This is a genomic window from Zemynaea arenosa (assembly GCF_004614185.1).
Taxonomy (GTDB): Bacteria; Pseudomonadota; Gammaproteobacteria; order Burkholderiales; family Burkholderiaceae_D; genus Telluria; species Telluria arenosa.
The window spans coordinates 1-11630 of record NZ_SPVF01000165.1 but is presented as its reverse complement, the minus strand read 5'-3'; the positions used below and the strand labels follow the sequence as shown (position 1 = coordinate 11630).

At 66.2% G+C, this 11630-nt stretch carries 7 protein-coding genes; 6 read left to right on the top strand and 1 reads right to left on the bottom strand.

Features of this window, described 5'->3' with window-relative positions:
* The 6 genes from E4L96_RS13410 to E4L96_RS13385 form a co-directional block, all read left to right on the top strand.
* Positions 1-1361: M1 family aminopeptidase (locus E4L96_RS13410; protein ID WP_167758685.1), on the top strand; the 1361-nt coding region annotated here is incomplete at its 5' end.
* Positions 1362-1583: 222 nt separating this feature from the next.
* On the top strand, positions 1584-5303 hold the full coding sequence (locus E4L96_RS13405; protein ID WP_135207732.1) for a PKD domain-containing protein: 3720 nt from the start codon (positions 1584-1586) through the stop codon (positions 5301-5303).
* Positions 5304-5378: 75 nt separating this feature from the next.
* Positions 5379-5858: a DUF6702 family protein gene (locus E4L96_RS13400; RefSeq protein WP_135207731.1), complete on the top strand. Its 480-nt coding sequence runs from the start codon at positions 5379-5381 to the stop codon at positions 5856-5858.
* Positions 5855-7843 carry a TonB-dependent receptor gene (locus E4L96_RS13395; protein ID WP_229414457.1) on the top strand — a complete coding sequence of 663 codons (1989 nt, stop codon included), beginning with the start codon at positions 5855-5857 and terminating at the stop codon, positions 7841-7843. Before E4L96_RS13400 ends, E4L96_RS13395 begins: the two co-directional genes overlap by 4 nt.
* Before the next feature lie 45 nt (positions 7844-7888).
* A complete protein-coding gene (locus tag E4L96_RS13390) occupies positions 7889-8644 on the top strand; it encodes a 2OG-Fe dioxygenase family protein (RefSeq protein ID WP_135207730.1) in 756 nt (251 codons plus the stop codon).
* A gap of 31 nt (positions 8645-8675) precedes the next feature.
* A complete protein-coding gene (locus E4L96_RS13385; RefSeq protein WP_229414455.1) occupies positions 8676-10028 on the top strand; it encodes a hybrid sensor histidine kinase/response regulator in 1353 nt (450 codons plus the stop codon).
* Between the two features lie 178 nt (positions 10029-10206).
* Here the strand turns inward: E4L96_RS13385 and E4L96_RS13380 are convergent, their stop codons facing one another.
* Positions 10207-11439 carry a DUF1501 domain-containing protein gene (locus E4L96_RS13380; RefSeq protein WP_135207728.1) on the bottom strand — a complete coding sequence of 411 codons (1233 nt, stop codon included), beginning with the start codon at positions 11437-11439 and terminating at the stop codon, positions 10207-10209.
* Positions 11440-11630 lie beyond the last annotated feature (191 nt).

Sequence of the window (11630 nt, the reverse complement as noted above, 5' to 3'; positions counted from 1 at the left end):
TGGCGATGTCCTACTACCCCAAGGAAGGCAACCCGCTGTGGGAGCAGTACTCCACGGCCGCCATCATCCACACCATCAACGAGTACTCCAAATATTCCTTCGACTACCCCTACCCGGTCGCGATTTCGGTGAACGGCCCGGTGGGTGGCATGGAATACCCGATGATCTCCTTTAACGGCCCGCGTCCGACCAAGGACAAGAAGACCGGCGAGATCACCTACTCCAAGCGCACCAAGTATGGCCTGATCGGCGTGATCATCCACGAGGTCGGCCACAACTACTTTCCGATGATCGTCAATTCGGACGAGCGCCAGTGGACCTGGATGGACGAAGGCATCAACACCTTCCTCGAATCCCTGGCCGAACGCGCGTGGGAAGCCGACTACCCGATGGGCCGCGGCGACGCGCGCTTCATCACGAACTACATGGCCAGCCGCAACCAGGTGCCGATCATGACCAACGCGGAGTCCACCCTGCAGCGCGGGAACAACGCCTACGCCAAGCCGGCGGCGGGCCTGAACATCCTGCGCGAGACCATCCTGGGCCGCGACCTGTTCGACCACGCCTTCAAGACCTACGCGCAGCGCTGGAAGTTCAAGCGTCCCACCCCGGCGGACTTCTTCCGCACCATGGAGGACGCGTCGGGCACGGACCTCGACTGGTTCTGGCGCGGCTGGTTCTACACCACCGACGCGGTGGACATTTCGATCGACGGCATCACCGAGTACGGCGTCTCGTCCAAGGATCCGGAGAAGGAGAAGGCCTGGAAGAAGGCGCAGCACGACGCGGAGCCCATCTCCATCACCGAACAGCGCGACCAGGGCAGCAAGCGCTATGTGGACCGCAAGCCGGAGCTGAAGGACTTCTATAACGAGCATGACGACTACACCGTCACCAACAAGGACCGCAACACCTACGCCGAGCAGACCGAGAAACTGGAAGACTGGGAGAAGAAGCTGCTGGCCGAGGGCAAGCACCTGTACCTGGTCGACTTCTCGAACCATGGGGGCATGGTGATGCCGCTGATCCTGGAGATCCAGCTCGCGAGCGGCAAAAAGTACATCGAGCGCGTTCCGGCCGAAGTGTGGCGCTACTCGCCGAAGAAGATCACCAAGCTGCTGGTGACCGACGAACCGATGACGAGCCTCGTCCAGGATCCGTATTGGGAAACCGCGGATATCGACCAGTCCAACAACGCCTGGCCGCGCAAGGCGACCCAGTCGCGCCTCGAACTGTTCAAGTCCGAGCGCGGCGGCGGCGACATGATGAAGGACTTCCGCACCCCGCTGAAGTCCAAGGACGCGCCGAAAGACGCGGCGAAAGACAAGCAGCCGCCGGCCCCGGTGCCTGCGGCCAAGTAAATCTCCCCCCTCACAGGCGGGTATCAATAATCGATACCCGCCTGCATGCTGTCCGCTACTCGGTAGCATTCTGTTGCAACTTTATTTCCCAGTGGCAAACTTACCGGATAAGTACAGAGCCGGAACACTGCGTCCCAGGTATCCAGGCTCGTTCTTCGACCGCGCATGAGCGCAGGTAGGCCAGGCAAACGGCTGGCATATCAAACGAAAAACTGAGGCCATATGAAAAACGAACACCCGAGGTGCCCGCCACGATGGCGTGCCACCGGGGGCGCGCTGTCCGCGTCGCTCCTTGTTCTCCTGAGTCTGACCAGCAGTGCCGCATCCGCGGCCAACAAGGCACCCGTCGCGCGTGCGAGCGCGGTGCAGACCAAGAATTCCTTCAGCGTGGCGTTCAGCGCCGCCAAGTCCACCGATGCCGACGGCACCATCGCGTCGTACGCCTGGGACTTCGGCGACGGGGAGCGCGCCACCGGCGTCTCCGCCACCCACGCGTACGCGCGCGCGGGCACCTACGCGGCCAGCCTGGTGGTCACCGACAACGCGGGCGCCAAGTCCACCGTCGCGGTGCAGGTGAAGGTCGATGCAGCGCCCACGCCAGTGGTCACCTGGTCGCAGTTCCCCGGTGAGCCGATCCTGGTGTTCGGCGGCGGCGACTCCACCGACTCCGATGGCTACATCACAGCCTGGACCTGGAACTTCGGCGACGGCAAGACCGGCAGCGGCATGGACGTCTCGCACATGTATGCCAAGCCGGGTGATTACACCATCACCTTCACGGTCAAGGACAACTTCGGCAACACCACCGCCAAGAGCTTCACGGCGACGGTGGTGGGCAAGGTCAATGCGAATCCGGTAGCACAGGCCACGGGCACCGTGACCGGCCTGTCGGTGGCCTTCGACGGTTCCGCATCCAGCGACCCGGATGGCTCGATCGCCTCGTACAGCTGGAACTTCGGCGACGGCAAGACCGGCAGCGGCGCGCGCGTCACCCACGCCTACGCCAAGGCCGGCGACTACACGGCCGTGCTGACGGTGAAGGACAACCAGGGCGCGAGCGCCACCATGAACGTGCCAGTCAGCGTCGCCGCCGTCAACCAGGCGCCGGTGGCCAAGGGCAGCGCGGTGGTCACGCCAGGCTCGCTCAACGTGGCCTTCGACGGCCGCGCCTCGAGCGATCCGGATGGGTCGATCGCCTCCTACTCCTGGTCGTTCGGCGACGGCAGCAGCGGCAGCGGCGCCACCGCCAGCCATGCGTATGCGGCGGCAGGCCAGTACACCGCCACGCTGGTGGTCACCGACAACCAGGGCGCTAGCAGCAGCATCGTGGTGCCGGTTCTCGTCGGCGCCCCCACCACCGGCAGCACGCCGTGGGTCACCGGGTACTACGCCGGCTGGTTCTGGGCCGACTACCAGCCGCAGAACATCGACATGACCTCGATGACGCACGTGGTGTTCGGCCGCGTGGCACCGGGTGGCGATGGCGCGACCATGGGCGGCAAGCCGGGCGAAATCCGCCTCGGCGCAGGGACCGCGCACACGCCCGGCCAGCTGCCCGCCGGCGTGACCGGCAAGAGCGTCGAGGACTACCTGGTCGAGCGCGCGCACAACGCAGGCTCGAAGGCGATCCTCATGTTGGGCGGAAACTTCGATGGCCCGGGCTTCGTGCAGTCGACCACCAACTCCATGCGTCCGGTCTTCATCAAGAACCTGCTGGACTACCTCGTCGCGCATGACTACGACGGCGTGGACGTGGACTGGGAAGACAGCATCGACACGCCGCAGCAGACCGGCCAGCTGATCGCCTTCCTGAAGGAGCTCAAGGCAGCGGCGGCCCAGCGTGCGCGCTACGCGGCGCCGCGCCAGCTGGTGGTCAGCTTCCCGACCTACATCATGAACATGAACTACGAAACCGTCCCGGCCTGGAAAGTGGAAGTGGCCGGCCTGGTGGACCAGTTCAACATCATGAGCTACAACATCAACTTCCCGTTCGGCGGCTGGACCACCTGGCACTTCGCGCCGATCGGCGGCCAATCCGGGCTGCACCCGAGCGACATCTCCAGCACCGTGCAGGCGTATGCGGATGCAGGCATTCCGAAGTCGAAGATCGGCATCGGCATCGGCTTCTTCGGCAACAGCTACGCGCCGCCGGTGACGGGCCCGGACCAGACCGTGTCTGACCTCAGCAACAACGACTCGGAGTGGTCGTACGCGAACCTGGTGAATGGCGGCTTCCTCTCGGCCGGCACCTACACCTGGGATCCGGTCGCGCAGATGGGCTACCGCACCTACGAGGGCGGCTTCACCGGCCACGCGGAGTACAACACCGCGACCTCCGGCATGCTGACCTACGAGGACCCGGCCAGCATCGCGGCCAAGGGCAAGTGGGTGCGCGCCAACAGCCTGGGTGGCACCATCCTGTGGACCATCAACTACGGCAGCCCGGATGGCCTGAACAACCCGCTGCTCAACGCGGTCAAGCAGGCGTTCATCCTCGGTGGCGCGAACACGCCGCCGAACGCGCGCATGACGTCCAAGCTGGAAGGCACGACCTCGCTGACCTTCCGCTTCGATGCCAACCAGTCGACCGACGCGGAGAACAACCCCGTCGCATCCTACAGCTGGGACTTCGGGGACGGCAGCACCGCCTCCGGGTCCTCGCTGCTGCACACCTTTGCCACCGAAGGCAAGTACAAGGTGACCCTGAAGGTGACCGACGCGCATGGCGTGAGCGATACCCTGACGGTCATGATCAATGCCGAGTACCCGCCGCCGCCGGACGTGCTGCCGCCGCTGGAGACCATCCCGGCCTCCACCAGCGCCAAGCCGTGGGTGATGGGCTACTACGCCGGCTGGAGCTGGGACGCCAGCCAGGATCCGCGCACGGTCGACTACAGCGCCATGACCCACCTGGCCTTCGGCCGCGTGGCGCCGGGCGCCGGTACGCTGGGCGGCCAGCCGGGCCAGGTCGTGCTGGGCGGAGGCACCTCGCACCAGCAGGGCCTCGTGGAAGGCAAGAGCGCCGAAGACTACATGATCGGCCGCGCGCATGCAGCGGGTGTCAAGGCCATCCTCATGCTGGGCGGGATGGGCGACGGCGCGGGCTTCCTGCGCTCCACCGATCCGCGCGTGCGCCCCACTTTCGTGACCAACCTGCTCAACTACCTGGAGCAGCACGACTACGACGGCATCGACGTGGACTGGGAGGATGTGCTGGATACCGAGCTGGCGCACTTCCGCCTCACCGCGCTGATCGCCGACCTGCGCGCCGGCGCCAAGCAGCGCGCGCGCTGGCAGGGTGCGGGCAAGGACTTCATCATCACCTTCCCGGGTTATGCGCTGAACGTCAACACGGACCACGTGTCCGACTTCAGTGTGACCATCGCCTCCATCGTGGACCAGTACAACCTGATGAGCTACGGGATGGGCTACAACGCGGACGGCTGGACCAGCACCACCTTCGCGCCGCTCGAAGGCCAGACCAGCAGCCATCCGATGGACATCAGCTCCAGCATCCAGATGTACGCCGACAAGGGCGTGCCGCGCAAGAAGCTGGGCCTGGGCATCGGCTTCTACGGTTTCTGCTACCGGTCGCCGGTCACCGCGCCGAACCAGCCGGTCACCGACGTGTTCAACTCGGACACCGACTGGAGCTACACGGAGCTGAACCGCCTCGGGTTCCTCACCAGCGGCACCTACCACTGGGATGACGTGGCCAAGATGGGCTACCGCTCGTACTCGGGCGGCGGCAAGAGCGGCCACGGGGTCAACTGCGGCATGGTCAGCTACGAAGACCAGGCCAGTATCGCGGCCAAGGGCGCGTGGGTGAAGAACCCGCAGACCGCCATCGGTGGCGCGATCATCTGGCTGATCAACCACGGCACCACCACCGGCCGCGATAATCCGCTGCTGGACGCGGTCAAGCACTCGTTCATCGAGTAAGCTTTTCGTTTTTCGTTCCCGCTGAAAGCCCGGCATACAGCCTTGTATGCCGGGCTTTTTCGCTACAATAGCGGCATGAAATTCCTCGCCGCCGCCCTCCTCCTCGCCGCCAGCCTGACGGCCTCCGCGCACAACTTCCACGCCGCACTGACGGAAGTGAGCTACAACGCCAGCACCGGCAGCACGGAAATCGTCCACACCTACATGGCCCACGACATCGAGGCCCTGTTGACGAACTTGTACCAGCGCCAGATCGACCTGTCCCAGCCCGAGGACGAAGCCATCCTGCGCAAATACGTGGAAAAGCAGTTCTACCTGCTCGGCGCGGACGGCAAGCGCGTGACTCTCAACTGGGTCGGCGTGAAGCTCGACACCGACACCGTTACCGTGTTCCGCGAAGCCGAAAAGACGCCGCTGGCCAGCATCGCGCGCTACCACGACGCGGTGCTCAGCGACTTCCTGGCCGATGAGGTCAATACGCTCAACGTGCGCGCGCCGGAAGGCGTGCGCACGCTGACCTTCACTTCGCGCGTGACCGAACAGGCCGCACCGTGACGCGTTCCACGCGGCTGGCGGGCGTGCTGGCGCTCGCCTTTGGAAGTGCGCATGCCGACGACTTCGTGCTCCAGCGCGTGCTGGTGGAAGGCGCGCGCGCCAGCCAGCTCGGGATCGCCGACAGCGCCAGCGCCGGCAGCATCTCGCAGCGGGAACTCGCCGCCCGCGTGATCTACCGCCCTGGCGAACTGCTGGAGGCGGCGCCGGGCATCATCGCCAGCCAGCACAGTGGCGAGGGCAAGGCCAACCAGTTCTACCTGCGCGGCTTCAACCTGGACCACGGGACCGACCTGCGCACCACGCTCGACGACATGCCCGTCAACCAGCGCAGCCACGCGCACGGCCAGGGCTGGACGGACCTGAACTTCCTGATCCCCGAAATCACCGCGCGCCTCGATTACGGCAAGGGTCCGTACTCGGCGCAGGCGGGCGACTTCGCTTCCGCCGGCAGCGCGTCGATCGTGTATTCCAACCGCCTGCCGCGCAGCGTCGCCAGCGCCACCGTGGGCCAGAACGGCTACGCGCGTGCGGTGGTGGCGGGCTCGCCGGACTTTGCGGACGGCAGCCTGCTGTACGCGCTGGAAGCGGTCCACAACGACGGCCCGTTCACCCGGCCGGACGACTACCGCAAGCTCAACGCCGTGCTGCGCTACTCGCTCGGTTACGCCAACAATGGCCTCTCTATCACCGCGATGGCTTATCGCGGACGGTGGAACTCGACCGACCAGATTCCGCTGCGCGCGGTGGAAGACGGCACGCTGGGCCGCTTCGATGCGATCGATGGCAGCGATGGGGGCGCGGCCCAGCGTACCAGCCTGTCCGGCGTGTGGCGCCGCACGGGGAACGACTCGGCGGACAAGGTCAGCGTCTACATCATCCGCAACAAGCTGGATCTGTTTTCCAACTTCAGCTACTACCTCAACGACCCGGTGGACGGCGACCAGTTCGCGCAGCCGGACCGGCGCGTGACAACAGGCCTGAACGCGAGCCGCACCTGGCACTATCACAGCGCAAGCGGGAGCCAGGCCGGCAATCACCTGCTCACCGTCGGCGTGCAGGCGCAGAACGACAACATCATCAATGGGCTGTACCACACGCGCGAGCGCATCAAGCTCGATGCAGTGCGCGAGGACCATATCGTGGAAGGCAGCACCGGTGTCTACGCCGAGGAGCACGCATACTGGAACGAGTGGTTTCGCACCGTGGCGGGACTGCGCGCGGACGGCTACCGCTTCCAGGTGAACGGCGACACGAAGCGCAGCAGCCAGCTCAGTCCTTCGGCCGGCGTGGCGCTCGGGCCGTGGCAAAAGACGGAGCTGTACCTGAATGCCGGTTCCGGCTTCCACAGCAACGACGCGCGCGGCGTGCTGGCGGGGGCCGATGGCCTGGTACGCTCCAACGGGTACGAGATCGGCGTGCGCAGCGAAGTGGTGCCCAAGCTGCAGCTGGCGCTGTCGGTGTACCGCCTCGACTTTGAATCCGAGCTGACCTACGTGGGCGACGAAGGCACCACCGAAGCCGGTCCGCCGAGCCGCCGCAACGGCGTGGAATTCTCGGCCTACTACAAGCCGCAGCGCTGGCTCTCGATCGACTTCGACGCGGCGTATGCGAAGGCGCGTTCGCGCGTCGCCGCCCCGGCGTGGATCCCGGGGGCAGTGGAAGGCGTGGCCCAGCTGGCGCTGACGGTGGACCGCGGCCCGTGGACAGGGGCGCTGCGCCTGCGCTACTTTGGCCCGCGCCCGCTCACGGAAGACAACAGCGTGCGCTCGCACCGGAGCGTGACGCTGAATGGCCGCGTCGGCTACCGCATCAACGAGCGCACCCGCATCGAGATCGAAGGCTTCAACCTGACCAACCGGCGCGATTCGGCCATCGACTACTACTATGCCTCGCGCCTGCGCGGCGAGGCCGAGGCGCACGACGACGTGCACTTCCACCCCATCGAAGCGCGCACCGCACGGGCCACACTGGTCTACCAATTCTGAGGCCGTGGCCGACGACTCATAGTCAAAAGTGCTACGCTGTCGGGCATGACTGCATCGACCGCCCCCTATTCCGATCCGGCGCGCGCCGCTGAACTGCTGCGCACCGAAGGCTACGTGCTGCTGGCGCCGCGCGACGTCGCGCAACTGGCCGGCTGCACGCTCGCAGAACTCGACAGCCTGGTGCCGAGCTGGGACCAGCTGGCGCCGGACAACTACCTGAAGGACGGTGGCCGCTACCGGCATCGCCGCCATTCCTGCTTCATCCAGCAGAACCGCGAACTGGAACAGGTGGCGCACCGGCCGCACTGGCAGAGCGTCGAGTACAACGCCCTGCACGGCGGCATGCACCGCCTGTTCGAACCGATGGACCCGCGCACCGTCGCCAACCCGGCTTGGACGCGGCTCGTGACGGCCCTGGGCGCGGTCTGCTCGGCCGTGCGTCCGGAGCCGCGCTGGCATGTGGAAGCGCACCAATTCCGCATCGATACCGCCGAGGGCATCGGCCGCCCGACGCCGGAAGGCGCGCACCGCGACGGCGTCGACTTCGTGGCCGTGCTGCTCATCGGGCGGCATCACATCAAGGGCGGCGAAACCCGCATCTTCGAGACCGATGGCCCCAACGGCAAGCGCTTCACCATGCTGGAGCCTTGGACCCTGCTGCTGATGGATGACGCAGCGGTGATCCATGAGTCCACGCCGATCCAGCCCACCGGGCCGGACGGGCACCGGGACACCCTTGTACTGACATGGCGGGCGCACGGTTTCCAAGGGGATGGGCAGTCTGTGGCCAATCCGGTATAGTCGGCCACGCCCATGCCGAGCGGAGACCAGATTGGACGCAGTCAGCCCAAGCACCGAATCCACCGAAATCCTGATCGTTGAAGACAGCCCGACCCAGGCCGAACGCCTGCGCCGGCTGATCCACAGCCAGGGCTACCAGGTGCGGGTTGCGCACAACGGCGCGCTGGCGCTGGACGCGATCCGCGAGCGCATGCCGGACCTGGTCCTGTCGGACATCGTCATGCCCGAGATGAACGGCTATGAGCTATGCCGCGAGATCAAGCAGGATGCGGCGCTGAAGGCCATCCCGGTCATCCTCGTCACCTCCCTCACCGACCCGCAGGACATCTTCCGCGGCATCGAATGCGGGGCCGATAATTTCATCCGCAAGCCCTACGCCGAGGATTACCTCATGCTGCGCATTGCGCATGTGCTGCGCAACCTGCAGCTGCGCCGTGCGTCCGACGATGGCGCGGGCGTGGGGCTGTATCTCGGTGACCAGCAGTATGTGATCAATGCCGACCGCCAGCAGATCCTGGATCTGCTGGTCTCGACCTACGAACAGGCGGTGCAGGTCAACGCCGAGCTGCAGGCGCGCGAGCGCCAGGTGATCGACCTGAACACGCGGCTGGCGCACCACGCGGCGGAGCTGGAATCGACCAACCGCGAGATCGCGCTCAAGAACGTGGAACTGGCGGAGGCGAGCCGCATGAAGTCGGCCTTCATCGCCAACATGTCGCACGAGCTGCGCACGCCGCTCAATGCCATCATCGGGTTCACCGGCGCGCTGCTGATGAAGCTTCCCGGCCCTCTCACCGGCGACCAGGAAAAGCAGCTCAACACCATCCGCACCAGTGCGCGGCACCTGCTCTCGCTGATCAACGACATCCTCGATGTCGCCAAGATCGAGGCCGGGAAGATCAAAATCGCGCCGGAGCGCGTGAACCTCAATGCGCTGGTGCAGGAGACAGTCGATACGCTGCGGCAGATGGCGGCGCACAAAGGCCTCGCCCTGACCGTGGAAGTGCCGGAGGACGCGGTGGCGCTGGACACGGACCGGCGCGCGTTCACGCAGATCGTCATCAACCTGGTGAACAACGCGATCAAGTTCACGGAGCGCGGCGGTGTGCGCGTCACCTTGCGGCGCGAGGGCGACGGTGCGGTGCTTGATGTGGCGGACAGCGGGACCGGCATCCGGGCCCAGGATCAGGCCAAGCTGTTCAAGGCGTTTTCACAGCTGGACTCGACCTCCACGCGCCATGCGGAGGGTACGGGCCTGGGACTCTATCTGTGCCAGAACCTTGCCAACCTGCTGGGAGGCCAGATCGCGTTTGCCAGCGAGTTCGGGGTCGGCAGCACGTTCAGCCTGATGCTGTCCGGCGAAACGCCGCAAGCCGTCAGCTAACCCCAACGCCCACCGGGCACTTCCAAGAAGCAAACGATTGCGGCAAAAAAAAGGCCCAGCGCGTTCGCCTGGGCCGGAATCCAATTCTCGGAGAAAAATTGGAGGAGACGGTTCCAATATAGGCCGATTTATTGTGCACTGCAATACCGTACAACTACGGTATCGGCCCTCTGTGGCATCAAACATACAGTTGGGGTACGGAAAGCTTTTGCGGCAGTGCGGGAAGCAGCCTGGACAGCTGAGTATCCGGTAGCCGCAGGTGCCGCTCGGCGATCTGGGCCAGTACCGCGCGGAAATCGGTCGTCACCGCCAAGTCGCGGCCTTCGTTGAGGGCGCTGTCATCGACGCCCGGCCAGTCGCCATGCACTTTGCCACCTGCCACCCGGCCGCCCAGCAGCCACATGACGTTCCCGTGCCCATGGTCGGTGCCGCCATTACCGTTCTGGCGCGCGGTGCGGCCGAACTCGGATATCACGAGGATGGTCGTGTCGTCGAACATCGGGCCGAGGCGCTGGGCCAGGGTCGCGAGGCCAAGGCCCAGCGGCTGCAGCCGATTCGCCAGCTGGCCGGTGGCGGCGCCCTGGTTGGCGTGCGTGTCCCAGCCGCCGAGGGCAATGAAGGCCAGCTGGATGTTGGAGTCATTGCGCATCAGCGTGGCCAGGCGCGCGGCATCGTCCGGGAAGCCATTGGGCAGCGGCGCGCCGTTGTCGGCGGCCTGCATCTCGCGCGACTCGGCGGCTTCCATGACTTCGCGGTGGGCGGCGCGGCCATCGGCATAGGCGCGGCCGAAGCGCTCATGGTTGGCGTAGAGCGCATCGAAGGCCGCGGCCACCGCCGGGCGGTCCAGCACATCGGCTTTCGTGCCCGCGGCGCCGTTAGGGAGGTTGATGGCGGGGGCGCGGCCCGCGAGTATGCGCGGCATGACCGCGCCCACCGACAGCGCGCGGCTCGGGCCTGCCGTACCGGGGAGCAGCGCCGCCAGGCGGTTCATCCAGCCGTCCGGCGTGGACTTGACGCCGGGGGTGGCCGATTCCATGTAGTCCTGTGCGTCGAAGTGCGAGCGCGTGGGGTCGGGCGAACCGCTGGCGTGCACGAAGGCGAGCTTCTTCTGCTGCCACAGGGGCAGGAGCGGCGCGAGCGCCGGGTGCAGGCCGAAGTGTCCGTCCAGGTCCAGTGCGCCGCCCTCCTGGCCCGGCCGCGCCAGGGCGATGGTGGGGCGCAGGATGCGATAGTTCGGGTCGGCGTATGGTGCCACCACGTTGAGGCCATCGACGGCGCCGCGCAGCATCACCACGATCAGCTTTTTCTGCGTGGGGCTGGGTGCCGTGGCGGCCCAGGCGCTGCGGCCAACGGGGATCACGAGACCGGCGCCGGCCAGCGCCATCGAATGTAGGAAGTCCCTGCGTTGCATGATGTGCGTCCTCGGTTTAGCGCTGCATGAAGTCCGGGCTGCCCAGCAGCATGGCGGCGTGCAGCGGTACGGGATTGCTGGCCACGATGCTGCGCGTGCGCGGCGTGATGGCGCTGCCCAGCGCGCGCTCGACGGCGCCGCCGTCGATTCCACGCGCAGCCGGCGCCGGCGTGGTCACGGCGCCGCTGGAC

What these genes read in the sequence shown, in the direction of transcription:
- E4L96_RS13390 (WP_135207730.1), top strand. Translation starts at nt 7,889, where the DNA reads ATGACTGCATCGACCGCCCCCTATTCCGATCCGGCGCGCGCCGCTGAA.
- E4L96_RS13400 (WP_135207731.1), top strand. Translation starts at nt 5,379, where the DNA reads ATGAAATTCCTCGCCGCCGCCCTCCTCCTCGCCGCCAGCCTGACGGCC.
- E4L96_RS13405 (WP_135207732.1), top strand. Translation starts at nt 1,584, where the DNA reads ATGAAAAACGAACACCCGAGGTGCCCGCCACGATGGCGTGCCACCGGG.
- E4L96_RS13380 (WP_135207728.1), bottom strand. Translation starts at nt 11,439, where the DNA reads ATGCAACGCAGGGACTTCCTACATTCGATGGCGCTGGCCGGCGCCGGT.